The organism is Nitrosomonas sp. Is37 (assembly GCF_033063275.1).
GTDB lineage: Bacteria > Pseudomonadota > Gammaproteobacteria > Burkholderiales > Nitrosomonadaceae > Nitrosomonas.
The window spans coordinates 1-21,332 of the sequence record NZ_JAWJYP010000040.1 but is presented as its reverse complement, the minus strand read 5'-3'; the positions used below and the strand labels follow the sequence as shown (position 1 = coordinate 21,332).

Sequence of the window (21,332 nt, the reverse complement as noted above, 5' to 3'; positions counted from 1 at the left end):
CACGAGCACTACAAACTGGATGGTGTTTTTGAGGGCGAACCTAAATTCAAGTATCACGATGAATTCCAGGCAAGTGCCAAAGTAGGTGAAAAAGGAAAAGAGTAAAACTGTTTATTTTTGATAAAATCTCATCAATATCTATCTATGCTGGGGAAATAAAATGATTTCTCCAGCTGGTTTTCTTATAGCCTCTGTTATCTTCTTCCAAAAGAGGATAACAGAGTGTTTACTTTGTACAATATTCCTTGATGCAAATGTAAAGCACAAAGGCTACATGCCCGTCGAAAGTGATGGGCTTTTTTCATCTCCACTAAGGTAGACAATGCTTCGTTATTTCCCTGCGCTTGATGCTGTTTGTGTCCACAAGAAGCGAGATTACTTCATTGCTGCTCTTACTTTCTTTTGTGTGGCGGTAAGCCTAGTTATCGACGCCCATGCAAATTTGACCATACAAAAACTGTTGGGAGTCATAGCGTGGATATTCTTAATTGGATTATTGGTAGGTGAAAATAAAGAAATAAGAATTCAAGTAGCGATTGCCGTGGCATTTGCGACTGCAGGTGAGCACTTTGCGTCTGTTTATATGGGGGGATATACCTACAGATTTGAAAATGTGCCCTTATATATACCTCCAGGACATGGGATGGTTTATTTAACAGCTGTCGCGTTGGCTCGCTCAGGCTTTTTTCTTAAATACGCAAGGAAAATTGCTTCATTCGTTGTAATTGTATGCGGCATCTGGTCGCTTTGGGGAGTGAGTGGCATCCCCGAACAGGGAGATCAAGTAGGGGCAATATTATTTTGTGTGTTTCTTATTTATCTATTCAAAGGTAGATCTCCCATGGTTTATCTTGCCGCTTTTTTTATCACTACTTGGTTAGAGTTGATTGGCACAGCTGCTGGAACATGGTATTGGGCCAAGCTTGAGCCCATCTTTAACTTATCACAAGGAAATCCTCCCAGTGGTGTTGCTGCTTGGTACTGTCTCGTTGATGCAGTAGCTATTGGCGGCGCACCTCTTGTCCAAAATGCCATGAATAAATTTGGTGAGTGGATAAAAACCGATAAATCTAAACGTAGTATTCAACAGGAGATAGAGTAATCAAACAATATTTAGATTCAGTCGCAAAGACTGAGCAGCTTATGAGTAACCCTGCAGCATTTGATCAATTAAATTTATCAGATGAGCTTTTGCGAGCAATCGCAGATCAGGGGTATGTCAAACCTACCCCAATACAAGCTCAAGTTATACCGCATATCCTTGATGGCAAAGATATCATGGGGAGTGCCGAAACAGGCACAGGAAAAACGGCTAGTTTTACATTGCCCATGTTACATCGATTGCAAACTCACGCAAATTCTAGTACTTCACCAGCTAGACACCCTGTTCGAGCATTGATACTTGCACCTACACGTGAACTCGCTACGCAGATACATGATAATGTGAGAAGTTACGGAAAATATTTGCAATTACGAAGCACTGTTATTTTTGGTGGTGTCAGCATCGATCCTCAAATTAAGGAATTGCAAGCTGGAGTAGAAATACTGGTCGCAACACCTGGTCGTTTACTGGATCACATTGAGCAGAAAACGATCAATCTATCCAAAGTAGCAATTTTAGTTCTGGATGAAGCCGATCGTATGCTCGATATGGGTTTCCTGCCAGATATCAAGCGTATTCTCATGTTGCTTCCTCCGCAGCGGCAGAGCTTGATTTTTTCTGCTACTTTTTCAGAGGAAATTAAGCAACTTGCTGACAAGTTACTGAAGCAGCCAATTTTAATCGAGGTGGCAAAACGCAATGCGATCAATCAATCCATCTCGCACATAGTCCATTTAGTTACACTTGAACGCAAGCATGAATTATTGGTGCAGTTAATTAAACAAAATGATCTTAAACAGGTTCTGATTTTCGTTAGAACTAAACAAGGTGTAGATCGGCTAGTCAAACAACTTTCGCAGTATGATGTGATGGCGACGGCGATTCATGGGGACAAGAATCAACAACAACGTACCCAAGCGCTCAATGATTTTAAAGAAGGGAAAATCCAGGCATTAGTTGCTACCGATGTAGCCGCACGAGGGTTGGATATTGAGAGCCTTGCTTATGTAATCAATTTCGAGTTACCGACTGTTCCAGAAGATTATATCCATCGGATTGGACGAACGGGTCGTGCGGGAAGCAAAGGAAATGCCATTTCGTTAGTCAGCGAGAGTGAAAAGGAATTTCTCGTGGGTATTGAAAGGCTACTCCAAACAAAATTGACTGTGACGAAAGTGAATGGGTTTGAAACTGAGAAGAGTAATTATTCGGTTTCATCGCGAGCTACTAATCGTCAACGGCATGATGGTAAGTCAATGCATCATAAAGCTGGCTTAGACAGGAGTAATAATAGTCAGATAGGTAAGCCACAGCCAACTCCTTACGGAAGAAATAAACCATCTCGACCGGTCGATCCGATCTTTACTCAACCATATGTACCTATGGCGTTGATAAAGAAGTCAGACACGGCTGATAAAGTTTCTCATTCTATCCGCCAACCGAGTAAGAAAGTTATTCCGGCACTCTTTGCGCCGCCCGTTATTGATAAACATAAACAAGAGTAATCAAGTGCCATTTAACTGCAAATGCACAATTTCCAATCCTTCACCGCATTGCCAGCATAACTGAAAATTTCGTGGATTTTGCTCACGGCATACTGGACAATATACATATCCTTCCTCAACTGATGTGCTTTCGTATGCGTCGATAATCGATCGTGCTTTTTTGAAATCGTCGTCTTGCATAATCCATACTTCAGGGTACGCATGGGTAAAGGGAATTTCCCCTACCCCACCCTGTGCATGGGTATTAAATAGCTTTGCTGGTATATAAGCATGTTCTAACAAGCAAAGGATCATCTGTGCTTCGATCAGATTGCTGGCAGAATAGAGCTTTTTCATATCATAAGTATAAAATCAAACTAAACAGCTTTGTGTTAAAAATTATGTATTTTCCTATTGGGGATTAGAATTAGACGTCGCCAGAAGAACTTGAAATTACTTTACTCAGTCAAGAGCGGCAGTACCCAAACAAATAATGCGAGATGATTCTGGGAAATTTCCTAAAGAGGGCATGATGTATACGGATATATAGAGCCCAACTAAAGTAAGATTACAGTAATTTGTGGGCAATCTACATTTTTTATGGCAAATCATCTATATTGTTTTTGTAGTATTTACGGACTTTTCGACCGGAAACTATCATAAATGAGTAATGCCGCTCCGATAAAAATTGCCGAATCCGCAATATTAAATGCAGGCCAGTGATAGTTACCAAGATAGAAATCAAGAAAATCAATCACATGTCCCAATGTGATGCGATCCCATAAATTTCCAAGCGCACCGCCCAATACAAAGCTTAGGGCGAGACAAAACAGCTGACTGGCTGCGTATTTATGCAATAGAAAGATGATCACTATTGAAGTAATCAGTGCAATACCGCTCAAGAGCCAGCGTTGCCAGCCGGAAGCATCGCTCAGGAAACTAAAGGCTGCACCTGGGTTATAGGTGAGCATCAAATTAAAAAAAGAAGTGACCGGAATCGGCTGACCATAGAACAGCCTGGATTCTACCCAGTACTTGGTGGCTAAATCTAGGACTAACACGACGAATGCAATTGCCAGACAATAATAGAGTTTCATTGGATGAGTGTTATGATCAGCGAATAAGATTAGTGAAGTTATTCCATTTCTGAGTCAAATCTGATTTTATTGGTTTCTCCTTGCCGCATTATTTATATTGTCTGCGGCTTGCCTTCGTGTCATGTTTGATTGGGAATTGGAATTAGGCATGGCGTCGTTGTTGCTCTCCCGACCCAAAAAGATTGGATAAGCATCGATCACATAAGGTAGGATGATCCGTGTTGTGACCGACATCCCGACGATAATGCCAGCAGCGTTCACATTTAGCGTACGGGCTGGTTATCACCGTGATATTTTCTTTCTCGGTGTTGGATGCTTGATGCAACTGTACTTCAGAAGTAATCATGACGAAGCGTAGGTCATCTCCAAGTGAGTTGAGCAGCGCAAAATCTTCTCCCGTTGCATGGATAATTACAATGGCGGCCAAGGATGAGCCGATCGTCCCTTGTACCCGTGCTTCTTCCAGTTTTTTCTGCACTTGTGAGCGTAGTTGCCGCAGCCGTTCCCAGCGCTGGAGCAGTCTGTCTGTTTCTGCTGGCGATTGCGAATACACGGGAAAGCTGTGCCAAGTATGTAAAAGCACGCTATCTTCCGGTGAGGTTGTCAGTTGTTCCCAAACTTCTTCCGCAGTGAAACTTAAAATCGGGGCAAACAAGCGCACAAGGCTATGGGCGATATGATACAGCGTATTCTGCGCAGAGCGACGCGACATGCTCCTGGCTGCGGTAGTATATAGCCGGTCTTTCAGGATATCCAGATAAAATCCACCTAAATCTTCCGAGCAGAAATTATGTAATGTATGCACGATCTGGTGGAACTCATAACGTTGGTAGAGGGCGGTAAGATCGTTTTGCAACGCCTCGGTATAAGCCAGCATATAACGATCGATTTCCAACCAGTTATCGATCGGCAAGCTATCTGTGGCAGAATCATAATCGGCTAGATTAGCTAACAGAAAGCGCAGTGTGTTGCGAATACGCCGATAGGTTTCAACGGTACGCTTAAGGATTTCATCGGAAATAAATAACTCGCCCGAGTAATCAGCCGAAGCTACCCACAGGCGCAGAATATCCGCGCCTAAGGTATCCGCGATTTTTTGTGGCGAGATCACATTTCCCTTAGATTTACTCATTTTGTGACCCTGACCATCCACAACGAAACCGTGTGTCAGTAAGGCGTAATAAGGAGCGCGGCCATCCATGGCACAACCTGTCAGCAATGAGGACTGGAACCAGCCGCGATGCTGATCCGAGCCCTCTAGATAAAGATCTGCTGGATGATTGAGCTGCGGATCGTGTCTCAGTACAGTGTCATGCGTGGTACCGGAATCAAACCACACATCCAGTGTATCACTCAATTTATGATAATCCTTGGCCTCATCACCTAGCAAAGTCGCGGCATCCAGTTTGAACCACGCTTCAATGCCGTGCTTTTCTACTTCCTGGGCGATGATCTCCAATAATTCAAGCGAGCGAGGATGCAAAGCATGCGTTTCTTTGTGTGCTAAAAATGTCATGGGCACACCCCAGTTCCGCTGACGCGAAATACACCAATCCGGGCGATTTTTGATCATTGCTTCCAGGCGAGCGCGACCCCACGCTGGAAAGAAAGTGGTTTCATCGACGGCTTTCTTGGCGAGCTCTCGCAATGATGTTCCTGCAGAGGAAGAACTCGCGTGATGTGTTGCATTCATGCCGATAAACCACTGCGGTGTTGAGCGGAAAATAATCGGTGTTTTGTGCCGCCAGCAATGTGGGTAGCTGTGTTCAATTTTTTCGCTATGCAACAAATGATGATTGGCTTTCAATGCATCGATGATGACATCGTTGGCTTTCCAGACAAACAGACCACCCACCAGCGGCGTGGTACTGTTGAATTTACCGTCACCACTGACAGGGCTATCACTGGTTAATCCATATTGCTGACCAATGAAGTAGTCATCCAGCCCATGTGCAGGAGCAGTGTGAACTAAGCCCGTACCAGCTTCCTGCGTGACGTGTTTGCCGCAGATGATGATTACGGTGCGTGCATCGAATGGATGGTGCAGTGGCAGATTCTCCAGCTCACGTCCTTTACAGGTAGCAAGCGTTTTACCTTCGGATTGATAGCGCGTTAAACATGCTTGCTTGAGTCCAGCCGCCAGGATCAAGAGTCCTTGCGGAGTATCGATCAGTTCATAATCGAAATCTGGATGCACGCAAACGGCTTGATTGGCGGGCAATGTCCATGGAGTAGTAGTCCAAATGACAGCATAGGCTTTTTTGTCTGACGGTATCGATACTCCGAATGGTTTAGCAAGCGGATGTTTAGCACCATCATCGCAAACGATTTCAAAGCTGACATCAATCGCAGGTGAGGTTTTATTTTCGTAATCAACTTCTGCTTCGGCTAGCGCAGAACCGCAATCGATACACCAATTAACCGGCTTTTGCCCTTGATAGAGATAACCATTTTCATAAATCTTACCGAGCGCCCGAATGATACCGGCTTCAGTTTGGTAATTCATGGTGAGATAAGGATGTTCCCAATCACCTAATACGCCCAGCCGAATGAAATCAACCTTTTGCCGCTGGACTTGCTCTTGAGCAAAAGCACGGCAGAGTGCACGTACTTGATCGGGTGGAAGGTTTTTGCCATGCTTTTTTTCGATCTGGTGTTCAATGGGTAAGCCATGACAGTCCCAGCCTGGAACATAAGGTGCATCAAAGCCAGTCAGTGTTTTGCTTTTGATGATGATGTCCTTGAGGATTTTGTTGACGGCATGGCCGATATGGATATCTCCATTGGCATAAGGTGGACCATCGTGCAGAATAAATTTAGGGCGGCCCTGACTAGCGGCGCGAATTTTCTGATAAAGCCGTTTCTCTTGCCAGGCTTTAAGCATATGGGGTTCCCGCTTGGCAAGATCACCACGCATCGGAAAAGGGGTATCGGGTAAATTGAGCGTTTTTTTGTAGTCAGTCATGGAGTGTTGATCCGGTTTTTTTACTATGAAACGAGGTCTGCCTGAGTTGAGAAATAGTTTTTTGCCTCCTCGACATCTCGTTCTATTTGCCTGGTGAGCGTAATTAAATCAGGGTATTTTTCCTCATCTCTGAGTTTGTGCAGAAAATGTACGCGTAAATGATGGCCATAAATCTCTTTACAGAAATCAAATAAATGAACCTCCAGAACGGGTTCACTCTTTGCATGAGTGGTCGGTCGTATTCCCAGACTTGCTACACCACGCATCGTTGCAGAGAAAGGTGAGTTGGCTTCGCTACTGATTTCAACTACGAAAATACCCATCAGAGGAGGGCGATTATGTTTTAACTGGATATTGGCCGTGGGAAATCCAATTTGCTTCCCCAATTTATCACCGTTCACGACACGCCCACTAATGCTGTAGGGGCGTCCTAGTAATTGTTTAGCAAGATCCAGATTGCCGCAAGCCAATGCTTCCCGTATAGCGGTACTCGATACGCGTAAACCATTCACACTAAAGTTGGGCATGATCTCTACTTCAAAGCTGCCAGATCTTTGTGAAAATATTTTTAGCATCTCAACGTTACCTGCACGGTGAGCGCCGAAACGAAAATCTTCTCCGACCAGTAACCAACGAACAGCAAGCTCCTGTTGAAGAATGCGTGTTATGAAAGATTCTGCATCAATTTTTGCGAAATCGTGATTGAAGCGGTAAATATGAACGCGATCTATGCCTGATTCTGCCAAGAGTTCCAATTTCTCACGTAAGCTTGTAAGACGTGTCGGTGCTTGCTGAGGAGCAAGAAATTCACGTGGATGAGGCTCAAACGTCATAACACAAGAAGCAATGTTCAATTGATTAGCTACTTGTTTCAGACGGGCAAGCATGGCTTGGTGACCTAAATGCACCCCATCAAAATTACCTATAGTCAATGCTACAGGCGCTTCTGGTTTAGGTGAGGCCCTTCGGCAAACTTGCATGATACAGAGTTGATTACTGGAAAAGATATCGTAGTTATTGCTTCAAATGATCAAATTTAGCTTATTTAATTAAATCAATGCGTTTCAGCAAAAAGCTCGGTAGGCCGTTGATCTGGAAAGTTGCTCATTTGATAACCAAGCCATAATCTGCCTGCAATAAAAGTAGCAACGCTATCTGCGTGATGCTTCAATACAGGATTGCCCAATTCAAGAGTGGTTTCTTTAAATAACTGTAACCATCGTTTAAAGAGAGCTGCATTGAGTTCTGGGAGAACAATATGTTTAGGCATGGGAGCGCCTCGGAAGCGGCTAGTACCGCGCAGCTGCGCCGACCAGAAATTGGTCATTTGAACGAAATGCGCGTCCCAATCAATCACGTGCTCTTCAAAAATTGGTCCAAGGCCAGGATCTTTTCTCGCTTTCGCGTAAAAATTATGAACTAACTGTGAGACTTCTTCTTCAGTATAGAGATCCGGATGAGGTGTAGGTATGGAATGTGCTGTCATAGTTATAATTATATTGATTGATTAAAAATTATCTTGCAACAGTGCGAAACCAATCCTTTGGGTCTCGACGTATGCTGTAAGATGTGTGATGATAAGTATATAGTTTCTTTCCGAATTTTCCTGCTAGTTTATCGGTTACAGTATAGATTGTCTAACCAGGTGTCTTGAGGTTAGAACAACTGACTTAAGGGCATTAAGAATAGGTGTCATGTATTTTTGCCGAAAATATTATTATGTATAGAAAATGACTATAACAAAATAATTATAACAAAATAGCATAAGGCAATTTCAAACGCTTTAACCCGATATATTCATATAACGAGGCGGTCGAGATGAAGTTATTGCGAGGAAAGTCATTGCTGGATGATCCAGCTCAAAATAAATCAACTGCTTTTTTACGCGAAGAGCGAAAACAGTTTGGTTTGCGAGGCTTGCTACCTTATAAGGTAATGGATATCAAAACGCAGCAAGAACGAGTGTTAGGTAATCTGCGCCGGAAAAATAGCGATATTGAAAAATATATTTTTCTAAATAGCTTGCTGGAGCGGAATCAACGATTATTTTACCGAACTATGATCGATCATCTCGATGAGATCATGCCTCTAGTTTACACCCCTACTGTAGGTGAAGCTTGTAAGCAATTTGCTCATATATATAGAAGGTCACAGGGTTTTTACATTACCCCGGAAGATCGCGGAGAGATCACCGCGATACTTGATAACTGGCATGAGACGGATATCCGTATCGTGGTAGTTACGGATGGGGAGAGGATATTGGGGCTTGGCGATTTGGGCGCTAACGGTATGGGGATCTCGATAGGCAAAACTGCTTTGTATGTGGCGTGTGGAGGTATCCATCCGGCACAATGCTTGCCAGTGATGTTCGACGTTGGAACGAATAATCAAATATTGCAGGAAGATTTGCTTTACTTGGGCTACCCTCATCCGCGGTTGACAGGAACTGCTTATTTGTCATTGGTTGATGAATTTGTTCAGGCCGTTCAGACAAAATTTCCCAACGCTCTGATTCAATTCGAAGATTTCAAAAGTCAGAATGCTTTTGATCTTCTTGATCGTTATCGAAAACAGGTGCGCTGTTTTAATGATGATATTCAAGGTACTGCAGCGGTCACGCTTGCGGGTGTCTATACTTCTTGCCGGATAACGCGCAAGCAATTTGCTGATCTAAAAATTATGTTACTTGGAACGGGTTCAGCAGCAACTGGTATCGCTGAATTGATGGTCCAAGCATTTTGTGCAGCCGGTCTCAGTGAGGAGCTTGCAAGATCTAGACTTTCGTTTGTGGATAGGCAAGGACTAGTGGTATCAAGTCGTGAGTACTTTAAGCCACGCATCAGACCTTTTGCCCACGACCATGCTCCAGTAAATTTTCTGGAAGCGATCGAAAGCATTCAGCCAGATGTTCTCATTGGAGCGACTGGTGTGGCCGGTACATTTAATGAGGCGATTATTAGAAAAATGGCGCAATTCAATGAACGACCGGTCATCATTGCATTGTCCAATCCTACTTCTCACACAGAATGCACTGCTGAAGAAGCCTATCGATGGACTGACGGGCGTGCCATCTTTGCCAGTGGTAGCCCTTTCCGGGCTTACAGATTGGGTGAGAAACTATTTAAACCAGCTCAGGGGAATAATGCTTATATCTTTCCAGGTGTTGGACTCGGTGTGATAGCCAGTAGAGCCCGGCTGATCACAGACAGCATGTTCATGGTTGCAGCCAGGGTGCTCGCAGACATGGTCTTACCCGAGGAGATTGAGGCAGGTTCAATTTATCCATCACTTAACCGTGTTCGCAGCGTTTCTCATGGTATTGCAGTAGCCGTTGGTCAGGTTGCTCAGCAAGAAGGACTCGCAGAGAACGTTCTTCCTGAGGATCTAGCCACATATGTTCACTCGCTAATGTATGAACCCAATTATTGAATTTTATATGATTTAAAGGCTGTTTAGCAGCACTACGCAATCTCAAAAATATTCCAGTTCGAATCAAAAGTATTACTAAGTGGGATTGAATTATTAATGCAGTTTTTATTGCAAGTTAGAATCAATAACAAAAATACAAGTATGCGCTAATTGTATGATTATACTATATATTCTATGATGGATATTAAATTTGGGCTAAGATGCTTGATCGTTAATAAAACTTTTTTTCCAATTAAAAACCCCCATCGCTGGGGGTTGCGTTAGCAAGTTTAAGATACACAAGTTAATGTATCATTTCAGATCGTCAATACTGGCACCAAAATTGATGTGGTAAGCTGCGCCATCCATTACAAGTGCCGGAACTGATTTAACCCCAGCAGCTTCTGCCGCACTAATTCGAGATTTGTCAGTGCCTAGATGCACAATTTCAACTTCATATTTTGAACGATCGATTGCATTAGCTACAGCATCTTCTGCTGCAACACATACTGGGCAACCGGCATGATAAAAAATAGCTTTTGCTGCCATGTAGTAGACTCCTTTTATTAATAATCATACAAATAGCTTGTGCATTTTATCACACAAAGCCATTATTGCTAATGAGAATGGTTTCTAGCTTAATCAGCTGGAGGAGGGGGAGGAGGATTACCAAGTGGTGGTGGCGGTATGTTTCTTGCTGGTGGTTGAGTAGGAGTACTAATAGTCTGACTCACGTAAGGAGCCCCTGCAAATTGACCTATTACCGGGACACGATGACCATTCGCATACATACACTGAATATAAGACATGTCATAACGCTGTTGACTGATATTGCCAGATGTTCGAGCTGCTTGGCTACCAGCTAGACTGCCTGCCAGCAAACCACTGCCTGCACCAATTGCCGCCCCACGTCCACCCCCAATAGCTGCACCCGCAGCTGCACCAAGGGCGGTGCCTACTGCCGCACTTTCTATTCCACTAGAAATGGAAGCTTGTCTAGTCGTCTGACCACCACCTTGCTGACTGGCATATTGTTTGCATTGATAGTCATCGCTACGAAACTGATCAAAACTTTTACCAACACCTGGCAAAACCATAACACTTGGGCCACTGGGCATAAGTACACATGCGGTAAGCAAAAGCAGTGGTAACAGATAAGTTAATCTTGAAATCTTTTGCATGATGGCTCCTTAAGTTATTCCTTTGGCTGGGGTGGAACTTTTAACCACCCACCTAGGCATTTCTTGACATAAGGATAATAGCCTGCCGGGTTTTCACAATAATGCCAGTAATTAGTTTCTGGGGGTGAGGGAGGTTGCACAGTGCTTGGTTGTTGGATATAAACCGGGGGGGTTGGTGGTACAACGTAAATGGGGGGATAATAATACGGTCCATAACCTCCATAATAAGGCCGATAATAATAGGGATAGCCAAAACCATATCCCCCATAACGTCGAACTCCATAGCCATAATAGTAAGGATAACCAATTATTGATGAACCATAACCTAATCCTAATCCCAAACTATATCCATCGGGGTAGTATCCATAGCCATCGTAATAATTGTAACCATCATATCCCCATGCTGTCTCATTCAACGTCATTACTAAGAAAGCAGCCGTTAAATATAGAAACCTAGTCTTTCTCATGAGAATCTCCATCCTATCCTAACAGATAACCTAACCCTACTTCGAACAAGCTTTTTTATTTTTAATCAGAATTGGAGGGACTGGCTTCATTAAAGTTTCATGACATTGGAGAAAGTAAAGAAAAGCGCAAATATATTTGAAATTCCAAAGTATGGTATATTTTTGTGGCTTTGGTTGATTAGTAGGTTGCAATTAATCTGAATAATTAGAAAGTTAATTCTTCCTCAGTTACCTGCATGAGTTTCAAATACTAATCCAGCATGCTCCCGCATCTTATGAAAACAGATAGCAGGCCAATTCTCCTTCGCTACACTTAATTCCGCAGCGAATGAAGCAAGAAATGTAGGGGCATCGACCGCATCATAAGCAATACGGTGTGCGTTTGAATCGATGAAGCGTTGCAACTCCTTGGGATCATCAGCGGTAATCCAGCGTGCCAATTGATATTTAGCAGTGGCAATGCGAGCATCTACCCCGTATTCGTGCTGTAGTCTATGTGTTACTACCTCAAACTGTAAATTTCCCACCGCACCTAGTAATAAGTTACTACCTATGTGGGGACGGAAAACTTGAATCGCGCCTTCTTCACCTAATTGTGTTAGGCCTAGTTTGAGCTGTTTGCTTCGCATTGGATCAGCAATTTCGATCGTCTGGAATATTTCAGGTGCAAAAAAAGGTAGACCGGTGAAATGTAGCGTTTCCCCTTCGGTAAGGGTGTCGCCAAGTTGCAATGTTCCATGATTAGGAATTCCGATAATATCACCGGCATACGCAACTTCAAGTAGTTCCCGTCGTTGCGATAGGAATGAAACAACTGTACTAGTACGTACCTCTTTGCCGCTCCGGACAACCTTGAGATTCATTCCACGTTTGAATTCTCCCGAGCAGATACGTACAAACGCAATGCGATCGCGATGTGCAGGATTCATGTTAGCCTGGATTTTGAAAACGACACCGGAGAATTTAGATTCAACGGGAGGCACTTCACGCTGAATGGATTTGCGCGATCTAGGAGGAGGGGCGAGTTCGATAAGTGCATCAAGAATTTCGCGGACACCAAAATTATTGATTGCTGAGCCAAAAAATATTGGCGTTTGTTCTCCAGCAAGAAAGGCAGCATGATCAAATTCTGGAGATACGCCACGAATTAAATCAATTTCCTGGCGTGCTTCAATGAATCTTTCACCAAGACATTCAATCATTGCTTTATCATCTAGATTACTGATGATCATTTCGTTTTCATTTTCAACGCGATCAGCGCCGGGGTGGAACATGCGCATGCAGTGATGTTGAAGATCAAATACGCCATGAAATTCCTTGCCCATTCCTATCGGCCATGTAAAGGGTATCGTTGCCATACCGAGCGTGCGCTCGATTTCATCGATCAAATCAAGTGGATTACGTACTTCACGATCCATTTTGTTGATGAAAGTGAGAATCGGTGTATTGCGGGCGCGACATACTTCCAGTAGGCGCAAGGTTTGTGCTTCCACACCATTACCAGCATCAATGACCATTAAGGCGGCATCTACAGCGGTAAGAACACGGTAGGTATCCTCGGAGAAATCTTGGTGGCCGGGTGTATCAAGCAAATTGATAACATGATCTCGATATTCCATTTGCATTACTGAGCTTGCAACCGAAATGCCCCGTTGCTTTTCGATCTCCATCCAGTCAGAAGTTGCATAGCGACTTGCTTTACGAGCCTTGACACTGCCTGCGATATGGATTGCTCCCGCAAACATAAGCAATTTCTCAGTTAATGTCGTTTTGCCTGCATCCGGGTGAGAAATAATAGCGAATGTGCGGCGTCGTTTTACTTCTTGCTCAATCATTATTGAAAATCCTTAAATACTTATTATCTGGTTATGCTGAATTTTAGTTCTGTGAGTAAAGGTAGCAATGTGCACTATGTGTCGGGCTAAAGGTACTTTTATCTGGATAAATTTTTCGGCAGATTGGCATTACATAAGGGCAACGAGGGTGAAAGTAGCAACCTGATGGTGTATTAGCAGGAGAAGGTAATTCTCCTTTCAGGTGAGTACTATTTGTGCGCCTGGATGTTGCTTCGATCATCGGCACCGACGAGAGAAGTGCCTGTGTGTAAGGATGCTTAGGGGTATTCAATACTTCATCCACATGACCTTTTTCTACAATTCTCCCGAGATACATGACAGCTACTTCATCGGCCAGGTACTCTACTACCGATATATTGTGCGTAATGAATAAATAAGCAAGACCTAAGTTCTGCTGTAAAGTTCTGAGCAAATTTAGGATTTGTGCTTGCACGGAAACATCCAGTGCACTCGTTGGTTCATCACAAATCAATAATTTAGGATTAACTGCCAAAGCACGTGCAATTGCTATCCGCTGTCGCTGACCACCAGAAAATTCATGTGGGTAACGCCATTTTGCTTCCGGTGGCAAACCTACACGCTGGAGGAGCTCATCGACCTTATTTTCTTTCTGGTGTGACGATAGCTGTTGCTCAGGTTTTATTCTGTAACGATGATCAGAAACTAGGGCATTCATTCCTTCTACAATAATATCGATAATGCGCATTCTAGGATTAAGGGATGAATAGGGATCCTGAAAAATAATCTGAAATTCAGCCCGTTTCTTACGTAACTGATTGCGTGTTAATCCAGTGAGCTCGGAACCATTTAACTGCACGCTTCCTGCCATGGTTGGGATGAGTTGGCAAATACCTTTGCCTACTGTGGTTTTGCCACAGCCTGATTCACCCACTAGCGCAAGCGTTTTTCCAGGAGCAATCGTAAGCGAAATACCATCTACAGCTTTAACGTGTCCGATAGTGTGTTTTAGTAGGCCTTTGTAAATAGGGAAATGAATTTTAAGATTAGTGACGTTCAATAATGGTGAATCCTGATGAGGTGTTGCGTGATAAGCTTCAATGGCTGAAGTTGTTTGTTTTTCCCTCATATTAACTTGGTATTCGGATTCATTTTCTTTACTGAAGAGGTGACACTTAACCCGATGGCCAGGGGTTATTTCGATCCACTCGGGTACTGTCTGGCGGCATAGTTCCCAAGCATGATCACAGCGCTCTGCAAAGCGACAGCCTTGGAATGCTTGTGACAGGGGAGGGACATTTCCGTTTATCACAGCGAGACCTTGATTGCGTTTAGCTCTTTCTGGTAAGGCGGCAAATAATTTCTGGGAATAAGGATGGGCAGGCTGCTGAAAAAAATCTTCACATGTTGCAGTCTCGATAATCTCTCCAGCGTACATGACAGCAATACGATGCGCCATTTCAGCAACAACCCCTAAGTCATGGGTTATCAGCAGGATAGCCATATCGGTGCGTTGCTGGAGGTCACGCATGAGATCAAGTACCTGAGCTTGAATCGTGACATCCAATGCAGTAGTAGGTTCATCTGCGATAAGTAGCTCAGGCTCACCAGCGAGTGCCATGGCGATCATCACGCGCTGTTTCATTCCACCAGAAAACTGAAATGGGAATTCATCCATGCGGCGCGATGCATCCGGGATGCCTACCTGCTGCAATAAACCCAGGATGCGTTTTTGTGCGTCAGTATGATGCAAATCAAAGTGTTGTTTCAATACTTCTTCAATTTGTGATGAGATGGTCATGACTGGATTCAGGCTAAGCATTGGCTCCTGAAAAATCATGCTGATACGCTTACCCCGCACTTTTCGCATATCAGCTTCTGGTAAAAGCAGTAAATCATTGCCGTCAATCTTGATATGGCCTTCAATAATTTCTGCTGTTTCCGGTAACAGGCGCATGATGGAAAGAGCTGTCATGGATTTACCGCAACCGGATTCTCCTAGTAAGGCGAATGTTTCGCCTTTAAAAATTTTTAATTCCAGCCCGTCTACTGCATGAATCGGTGCTGAACCAGTATTCAAAATCGTTTTGAGTTTTTCAATTTCCAGCAGCGGCATCATGGGTGTACAGTATTGTCCTTTGCTTCAGGAGAGATGGCGGCAGGAGCTGGTCGGGATGAGGAAGTATTGGATTGCAACATGTTACCTGCTTGATGAGATGACCTACTGGCTCTTTCTGATAATGTTTTAATGCGTGGATTAAATGCATTCTGGACCGCATCGGCAAAAAGGTTTGCGCTTAACACCAATATAAACATGAATCCAAATGCTGCGAGTAGTGTCCACCATACCATTGGTTCCCGCGCCATTTCTAACCTGGCTGCATTGATCATGGTGCCAAAGCTGATCATGGAAGGATCAACGCCAACGCCTACATAAGAAAGTACAGCTTCTGCCAACACTAGGCTACTAAAATCCATGACGATAGTAATCAAGATGATATGCATGACGTTGGGGAGGATATGGCGACTGATAATCCGCCAATGTGAAACTGCAAATGCATGTGCAGCCTGAATGTATTCCATTTCACGCAATTTCAAAGTCTCCCCACGTAGCAGCCGGCACAGACCTGTCCAACTGGTGATGCCAAGTATGATACAAAGAAATAACAGGCGTAAATCAGCACGCGCTGAAATAGTATCAAACATTTCTGGATGGGTTTCGATGTATACCTGCATCATCAAAACTGCAGCAGCAATGAGTAGAACGCTGGGAATCGAGCTTAATGTCGTGTAGGTATACTGGATAACATCATCTACCCAACCGCGGAAGTAACCAGCAGCGATCCCTAATAAAAGAGCGAAAGGGAGCATGATGAGGGTGGTCAGTGTGCCAATCACAAGCCCAGTGCGAATGCTCTTGAGCGATTGATACAGCACATCTTGCCCTACCTTGTCGGTACCCAGCACATGGTAATGGGTAGATAGTGCAACGACTATGCCTAGCAAAACGAGTATCAATCCAAGCGTAATCATTATGACATGCCAGGGCGTTTCGGTAGTGCCTTTCCAAATTTCAGATTGCATTTGCAGAAAGCTTATCTTATGCCTCCTGGCTAATAGCATGCCCAAACTAATCACGATTACACTCCAGACCAATAATCCTCCTGCCGCACCTCTGATTGATCGCTCAGTAATGTCACCCGTTTGCTGAACCTCGGGATCCTCTAAGTGTATCCCGCCGAACGTCAGTCTGGTAAATTCCCGTGCTTGACTTCCATCAGGTAATTCCACGGTTTCTTTTGCATAAAGATGGGCTGAAAGAGGGGCTGAATAAGTTTTTTCCACACGAGTACGTAATGGCGTCGCGATGACATCAAAAAGACTCAATACTTCTACACTGTATACCTTTTCGCCTAGATTATCGCTGGTATTGTCTAAAGCAGGGCGGAAATGGATGGTATCGAGCAGTCCAATCAGGATAAAAAAGAATAGAACGGTAAGAGCCGCCATACCACTTGCGCTATGTGTTACCCGTCGCCACGGCGTAAGCAAGTGCGTGTGACGCTGCATGTACCAACCAATAGCGATCACAACAGCTACGAGTAAGTAAACTAGCGCATCAGTCCAAAGAATAACCGGATCGAAAGGCATGATAATTTGAATTTTTTGATGATTATCAAAAGTAGTTGAATGAATATTGTAGTGTAATTTACTTGCAGGTTTTATTTACATTGTGGATATAACTATTTCTGCTAGAGGAAAGTCGGATAAGTAGGCAGGGAATATTTCAACTGATAAGATTGAGTTTTGTATACACTTGTAAGTTATTCAGAGAAGAAGAATTTGATTTTTAATTCATGCTCAATTTTAAAATATGAGTGATAGGTTAATCATAGCGCAGTCGAGAAGATCGACGCTTGATTTTTTGCTTTCAATGGCTAATCGACATGGTCTCATTGCAGGGGCGACGGGTACTGGTAAGACGGTAACTTTACAGGTTCTGGCAGAGCAATTTTCCCGCGCTGGCATACCTGTGTTCATGGCAGATATCAAAGGAGATCTGTCAGGACTTAGTCAGGCTGGTGGCGGTAACGTAAAAGTGGAAGCGCGAGCTAAAGAGCTCGGTTTAGCACCCATCGAATATGCTGATAATCCAGTTATTTATTGGGATGTCTTTGGTCAGAAAGGGCATCCCTTTCGTGCTACGATTTCAGATTTGGGGCCCATGCTGCTTGCGCGCATACTTAACCTCAATGATACCCAAACAGGGGTATTAACAGCGGTCTTCAAAGTTGCGGATGATCAGGGCTGGTTATTACTGGATCTGAAAGATTTGCGTGCCATGCTACAGTATGCCTCGCAGAATGCTCAAAAGCTGGCGACTGAATATGGCAATATCTCAGCCGCATCTGTAGGTGCTATCCAGCGGGGATTATTGCAATTGGAGCATGAAGGGGGCGAGCATCTCTTTGGAGAGCCGATGTTGAGGTTTGCAGACCTCTTGAAAATTGATGCAAATGGGCGAGGGGTGATCAGCATTTTGTCGGCTGAAACTCTGCATAGCACGCCGCGTCTTTATGCTACTTTATTGCTCTGGCTGCTTTCAGAGTTATATGAGAATCTCCCCGAGGTGGGAGATCTCGATAAACCCAAGCTGGTATTTTTCTTCGATGAGGCCCATTTATTATTCAACGATGCGCCTAAAGTATTGTTAAATAAAATCGAGCAGGTGGTGCGATTAATTCGTTCGAAAGCAGTGGGTATCTATTTTGTCAGCCAGAATCCACTGGATATTCCCGATGTGGTACTTGGACAACTTGGGAATCGTATTCAGCATGCATTGCGTGCATTTACCCCCAAAGATCAAAAAGCGGTTAAATCTGCTGCACAAACATTCCGTCCCAACCCTCACATCGATGTCGAAACGGCGATTACTGAACTAGCAGTAGGTGAGGCTTTAATTTCTTTTCTGGACGAGAAAGGGCGTCCGCATCCAGTTGAGATAGGCAAAATTTTTCCACCCATGAGTCATATTGGTCCAGTAATGGATCAGGAGCGGCAGAAAATAATTCGTAACTCAGGCTTTTTTGGATACTATGAGGAAGTTATTGATCGCGAATCAGCCTATGAAATTCTGAAAGAGCAGGTTGAGAAGAAAGCTGGCAAGGAAATGCAGCCAGAAAGTGATCGTGGATTTGATTGGCATGACTTACTGGGCAAGAAAGTGGCTACCAAGCGATCAGGACACCAACCCGAGGGAATTATAGAAGCAATGGCAAGAAGCGCCGCCCGAACCGTGGGCACTGAGATCGGTCGACAGATTATGCGAGGGATACTCGGTTCCATCCTGGGTAAGAATCGTCGCTGATTGCAAAATGCTGTGATGAACTCCTAAACGGAGTTACCGATACTATATTTTTCTGCTGTAATTGTTTCTTCTAATAAAAAGGGCACCCTTAGGTGCCCTTTTTTGTTAGCTATAGCCTTGTTTAGAAGTCGTGGCGTAGACCTACTGAGTAAACATTACGGTCTGCATCTAGTCCAGCTGCAGCAAGATTTCTGTCTTTCACCCAAACACGCTGATAACCACCAAACAGACTGGAGCGTCTGCTCAGACTGTGAATGACACCTGCAGTAATGTTTTCAATATCTTTCTTGGCTAGTGCGCCAATGCTTTGTGCTGTAGCCATACCACCTTGCACGATGAGCATGGTATTACCGATCGTGTAATCGGCGCCTGCAATCCAGAGCCAGCCATCACCATTGGCATTCATGGCTGAGTTACATTGACCACGGCCATCAAGGGTTAGTGAGCCGGCAGCATTCCCGAAAGCAGCAGCGGTAGTACAGGTAGCTGCGCCGCCTAAAGGATTGGCATTGTTGATTGCTTCATACTGACCTCGAACACGCAGGTCGGCAAAAGATATCAGTGCACCACCACGCCAGATCTCTTCGTCATCGATTACGCCACCTAAACTTTTCATCCGATTGCTGACATTATCGCGTGAATAACCACCAAAAATGTTGACACCGAGTGCATCGAACTGTTGACTATATTTACCTGCAATCTGGAAGTCCCATTCACCATCTTCACCACCGGAGTTTTGGAAGGGATCGCCACTGCGGAGTGGATCAAGTACGCCGGGAGTAAACGCTGCTGAGCCTGCATTAGCTCTGGATGGATCCAATTTTCTGGCATCGCCCGGCATCAACAAAGCTGACATGGAGAAGCCTTCAACTACGGGTGAATCATAGCGCGCTGCACTGTTAACAAAGCTGTTGTCACCTGATCCTAATCCATTTTGTGATGCGACCATCAAGCCACCGCTGCCGTTGGCATGCAGACTGGTATAGGCAAAAGGATCAATGGTATGACCACCTGCGAAATCCTTGAAGGGAGATTGAACTCGACCAAATTTGAGTTCACCCCATTGATCGCTGCCAAGACCGACCCATTGTTCACGAGCGCTATCAGATCTGCCGGAACCAGGGTTAAAAGAAAATTCTACGCGACCCATAGCTCTGAGTCCCATTCCAAGATCTTCTGCAACCTGCAGACCCCAGCGTGATTGAGCTGCATCATCAAGTATGCCTGTTTGAGCACCATTACCATTAATATGAACCGTGGAGTATTCAGCTTGTAGTCGACCAAAAATGGTGACATGTGTACCTTGTGCTGTGGCGATTAGCGGGGCTGCAAGTGCACCAGCTACTCCCAACGCAATTAGTTTCTTTTTCATGTGAAACTCTCCTTTAAAATTAAAAAGACGGGGATCGTCATGCCTAAAATCTATCAAACTTATTTTTATTAAATACTTCTCATTATCCAGACCTTCCGAACTGGAAAGGTTAGATAAATTGTGCCCAACATAAATCAGTGGTGCAACAAAAAACAATCAAATTTTCGATTTTAAGCAACATTGTGTTGCTTTTGTGCAACATAAAAATTATTTTGTAAAATTGTTTTAAAAAATATTCAAAAATAATTTTATTTCCTTGTTTATTCCTACAAATAATATTCCGATCCAATATAAAAATTAATCCATCAATCTGGGCAACAACAATTGATTCTTAAAAAATTTTGGTTGATTATTGCTATGATCTACGTCAGTGACTGCTTTTCTCAAGAATCTGTTTTTTCATTATTTCATCAACCATATTTTTAGGCTGCTTGCTACGATTTTTTTCCCAAATTCTGGGAGTTTGGCGAAATAGAGTCGTGCATGCGGCGTGCTGAAGTACTCGGTTTACGTTTGGAAGAAAGGCGTAAATGAATAATTTGTTCTCCTTTCAATACGGCACGACAAGCAGGAGTTAGATGCAGTGAACGATGATCTGCATTATCCCAAGCGAGATATCCAAGTACTGTTAATTGCCGAAAAACTGCATGCCATGCTCCTTTATTAAACTCTTTGCCGATACCAAAAGTGCTGATTTTGTCATACCCCCACTTGCTTACGCTTTCATTATGATTGCCACGTAACACGTCGATCAAATATTCTGGATCGAAGCGCTGGCCAGTACGATAAACGCAGGATAGTGCTTTTTGTGCGGCGATTGTTCCGTCCCAGACTCCCGGCGGTGATGACAAATATCACAGTTGCCACATGCGACAGCAATCATAGTCTCACCAAAATAATCAAGTAGTCGTACTCTGCGACAAGTCGTTGCCTCGCACAGAGCGAGTAGTGCATCAAGTTTAGCAAAGGCAATATGTTTAAACCTGGGTTGAGCCTCAGAAACTGTTTGGAAATTGTGAGAGCTAGCTGATGTAGCGATTTTTGCTGTTTGTTAACATTCACCATTTTATGAAT

19 protein-coding genes and 1 pseudogene are annotated in these 21,332 nt (G+C 43.9%); 5 read left to right on the top strand and 15 right to left on the bottom strand.

Annotated elements, in window-relative coordinates; genetic code table 11:
* The 3 genes and pseudogenes from R2Q26_RS14195 to R2Q26_RS14185 form a co-directional block, all read left to right on the top strand.
* Window positions 1–105 (top strand): annotated as a pseudogene (locus tag R2Q26_RS14195) (cytochrome C554); the annotation flags it as partial.
* A 217-nt stretch (window positions 106–322) separates the two neighbouring features.
* Window positions 323–1,102, top strand: coding sequence for a hypothetical protein (locus tag R2Q26_RS14190; RefSeq protein ID WP_317536887.1), 780 nt, complete (start codon window positions 323–325; stop codon window positions 1,100–1,102).
* A gap of 41 nt (window positions 1,103–1,143) precedes the next feature.
* Window positions 1,144–2,607 (top strand): DEAD/DEAH box helicase, encoded by a 1,464-nt coding sequence (locus R2Q26_RS14185; RefSeq protein ID WP_317536886.1) that lies wholly within the window; start codon window positions 1,144–1,146, stop codon window positions 2,605–2,607.
* On the opposite strand, the gene R2Q26_RS14180 is transcribed toward R2Q26_RS14185, so the two are convergent.
* From R2Q26_RS14180 to R2Q26_RS14160, 5 genes are all read right to left on the bottom strand, one after another.
* Window positions 2,608–2,943: a DUF2007 domain-containing protein gene (locus R2Q26_RS14180; RefSeq protein ID WP_317536885.1), complete on the bottom strand. Its 336-nt coding sequence runs from the start codon at window positions 2,941–2,943 to the stop codon at window positions 2,608–2,610.
* Between the two features lie 275 nt (window positions 2,944–3,218).
* The gene (lspA, locus tag R2Q26_RS14175; RefSeq protein ID WP_317536884.1) at window positions 3,219–3,683 is read right to left on the bottom strand and encodes a signal peptidase II; all 465 of its coding nucleotides are present in this window, start codon (window positions 3,681–3,683) and stop codon (window positions 3,219–3,221) included.
* Window positions 3,684–3,825: 142 nt separating this feature from the next.
* Window positions 3,826–6,648 carry an isoleucine--tRNA ligase gene (ileS, locus tag R2Q26_RS14170; RefSeq protein ID WP_317536883.1) on the bottom strand — a complete coding sequence of 941 codons (2,823 nt, stop codon included), beginning with the start codon at window positions 6,646–6,648 and terminating at the stop codon, window positions 3,826–3,828.
* Between the two features lie 23 nt (window positions 6,649–6,671).
* Window positions 6,672–7,628 (bottom strand): bifunctional riboflavin kinase/FAD synthetase, encoded by a 957-nt coding sequence (locus R2Q26_RS14165; protein WP_317536882.1) that lies wholly within the window; start codon window positions 7,626–7,628, stop codon window positions 6,672–6,674.
* 74 nt (window positions 7,629–7,702) lie between these two features.
* Window positions 7,703–8,134, bottom strand: a complete 432-nt coding sequence (locus R2Q26_RS14160; protein ID WP_317536881.1) for a group III truncated hemoglobin — start codon at window positions 8,132–8,134, stop codon at window positions 7,703–7,705.
* Window positions 8,135–8,466: 332 nt separating this feature from the next.
* Between R2Q26_RS14160 and R2Q26_RS14155 the strand changes: the two genes are divergently transcribed.
* On the top strand, window positions 8,467–10,077 hold the full coding sequence (locus R2Q26_RS14155; RefSeq protein WP_317536880.1) for an NAD-dependent malic enzyme: 1,611 nt from the start codon (window positions 8,467–8,469) through the stop codon (window positions 10,075–10,077).
* Window positions 10,078–10,368: 291 nt separating this feature from the next.
* Here the strand turns inward: R2Q26_RS14155 and R2Q26_RS14150 are convergent, their stop codons facing one another.
* The 6 genes from R2Q26_RS14150 to R2Q26_RS14125 form a co-directional block, all read right to left on the bottom strand.
* Window positions 10,369–10,605 (bottom strand): thioredoxin family protein, encoded by a 237-nt coding sequence (locus R2Q26_RS14150; RefSeq protein WP_090569223.1) that lies wholly within the window; start codon window positions 10,603–10,605, stop codon window positions 10,369–10,371.
* Window positions 10,606–10,694: 89 nt separating this feature from the next.
* Complete coding sequence (locus R2Q26_RS14145; RefSeq protein WP_317536879.1) at window positions 10,695–11,237, bottom strand: YMGG-like glycine zipper-containing protein; 543 nt, start codon at window positions 11,235–11,237, stop codon at window positions 10,695–10,697.
* Window positions 11,238–11,251: 14 nt separating this feature from the next.
* Window positions 11,252–11,704, bottom strand: coding sequence for a hypothetical protein (locus R2Q26_RS14140; protein WP_317536878.1), 453 nt, complete (start codon window positions 11,702–11,704; stop codon window positions 11,252–11,254).
* Window positions 11,705–11,928: 224 nt separating this feature from the next.
* Entirely contained in the window at window positions 11,929–13,542 is a 1,614-nt protein-coding gene (locus R2Q26_RS14135) for a peptide chain release factor 3 (protein WP_317536889.1), read from the bottom strand.
* Window positions 13,543–13,582: 40 nt separating this feature from the next.
* Window positions 13,583–15,637: an ABC transporter ATP-binding protein gene (locus R2Q26_RS14130; protein ID WP_317536877.1), complete on the bottom strand. Its 2,055-nt coding sequence runs from the start codon at window positions 15,635–15,637 to the stop codon at window positions 13,583–13,585.
* Window positions 15,634–17,169 carry an ABC transporter permease gene (locus R2Q26_RS14125; protein ID WP_317536876.1) on the bottom strand — a complete coding sequence of 512 codons (1,536 nt, stop codon included), beginning with the start codon at window positions 17,167–17,169 and terminating at the stop codon, window positions 15,634–15,636. The genes R2Q26_RS14130 and R2Q26_RS14125 overlap by 4 nt, the downstream gene beginning before the upstream one ends.
* Before the next feature lie 223 nt (window positions 17,170–17,392).
* Between R2Q26_RS14125 and R2Q26_RS14120 the strand changes: the two genes are divergently transcribed.
* Window positions 17,393–18,886 (top strand): helicase HerA-like domain-containing protein, encoded by a 1,494-nt coding sequence (locus tag R2Q26_RS14120; RefSeq protein ID WP_317536875.1) that lies wholly within the window; start codon window positions 17,393–17,395, stop codon window positions 18,884–18,886.
* A gap of 121 nt (window positions 18,887–19,007) precedes the next feature.
* On the opposite strand, the gene R2Q26_RS14115 is transcribed toward R2Q26_RS14120, so the two are convergent.
* From R2Q26_RS14115 to R2Q26_RS14100, 4 genes are all read right to left on the bottom strand, one after another.
* A complete protein-coding gene (locus R2Q26_RS14115) occupies window positions 19,008–20,258 on the bottom strand; it encodes a porin (protein ID WP_317536874.1) in 1,251 nt (416 codons plus the stop codon).
* Window positions 20,259–20,692: 434 nt separating this feature from the next.
* Complete coding sequence (locus R2Q26_RS14110; protein ID WP_317536873.1) at window positions 20,693–21,109, bottom strand: RQC domain-containing protein; 417 nt, start codon at window positions 21,107–21,109, stop codon at window positions 20,693–20,695.
* A complete protein-coding gene (locus tag R2Q26_RS14105; RefSeq protein ID WP_317536888.1) occupies window positions 21,010–21,231 on the bottom strand; it encodes a RecQ family zinc-binding domain-containing protein in 222 nt (73 codons plus the stop codon). The genes R2Q26_RS14110 and R2Q26_RS14105 overlap by 100 nt, the downstream gene beginning before the upstream one ends.
* Window positions 21,138–21,332: hypothetical protein (locus R2Q26_RS14100; protein ID WP_317536872.1), on the bottom strand; the 195-nt coding region annotated here is incomplete at its 5' end. The genes R2Q26_RS14100 and R2Q26_RS14105, both read right to left, overlap by 94 nt.

What these genes read in the sequence shown, in the direction of transcription:
- R2Q26_RS14190 (WP_317536887.1), top strand. Translation starts at nt 323, where the DNA reads ATGCTTCGTTATTTCCCTGCGCTTGATGCTGTTTGTGTCCACAAGAAG.
- R2Q26_RS14185 (WP_317536886.1), top strand. Translation starts at nt 1,144, where the DNA reads ATGAGTAACCCTGCAGCATTTGATCAATTAAATTTATCAGATGAGCTT.
- R2Q26_RS14180 (WP_317536885.1), bottom strand. Translation starts at nt 2,943, where the DNA reads ATGAAAAAGCTCTATTCTGCCAGCAATCTGATCGAAGCACAGATGATC.
- lspA (WP_317536884.1), bottom strand. Translation starts at nt 3,683, where the DNA reads ATGAAACTCTATTATTGTCTGGCAATTGCATTCGTCGTGTTAGTCCTA.
- ileS (WP_317536883.1), bottom strand. Translation starts at nt 6,648, where the DNA reads ATGACTGACTACAAAAAAACGCTCAATTTACCCGATACCCCTTTTCCG.
- R2Q26_RS14165 (WP_317536882.1), bottom strand. Translation starts at nt 7,628, where the DNA reads ATGCAAGTTTGCCGAAGGGCCTCACCTAAACCAGAAGCGCCTGTAGCA.
- R2Q26_RS14160 (WP_317536881.1), bottom strand. Translation starts at nt 8,134, where the DNA reads ATGACAGCACATTCCATACCTACACCTCATCCGGATCTCTATACTGAA.
- R2Q26_RS14155 (WP_317536880.1), top strand. Translation starts at nt 8,467, where the DNA reads ATGAAGTTATTGCGAGGAAAGTCATTGCTGGATGATCCAGCTCAAAAT.
- R2Q26_RS14150 (WP_090569223.1), bottom strand. Translation starts at nt 10,605, where the DNA reads ATGGCAGCAAAAGCTATTTTTTATCATGCCGGTTGCCCAGTATGTGTT.
- R2Q26_RS14145 (WP_317536879.1), bottom strand. Translation starts at nt 11,237, where the DNA reads ATGCAAAAGATTTCAAGATTAACTTATCTGTTACCACTGCTTTTGCTT.
- R2Q26_RS14140 (WP_317536878.1), bottom strand. Translation starts at nt 11,704, where the DNA reads ATGAGAAAGACTAGGTTTCTATATTTAACGGCTGCTTTCTTAGTAATG.
- R2Q26_RS14130 (WP_317536877.1), bottom strand. Translation starts at nt 15,637, where the DNA reads ATGATGCCGCTGCTGGAAATTGAAAAACTCAAAACGATTTTGAATACT.
- R2Q26_RS14125 (WP_317536876.1), bottom strand. Translation starts at nt 17,169, where the DNA reads ATGCCTTTCGATCCGGTTATTCTTTGGACTGATGCGCTAGTTTACTTA.
- R2Q26_RS14120 (WP_317536875.1), top strand. Translation starts at nt 17,393, where the DNA reads ATGAGTGATAGGTTAATCATAGCGCAGTCGAGAAGATCGACGCTTGAT.
- R2Q26_RS14115 (WP_317536874.1), bottom strand. Translation starts at nt 20,258, where the DNA reads ATGAAAAAGAAACTAATTGCGTTGGGAGTAGCTGGTGCACTTGCAGCC.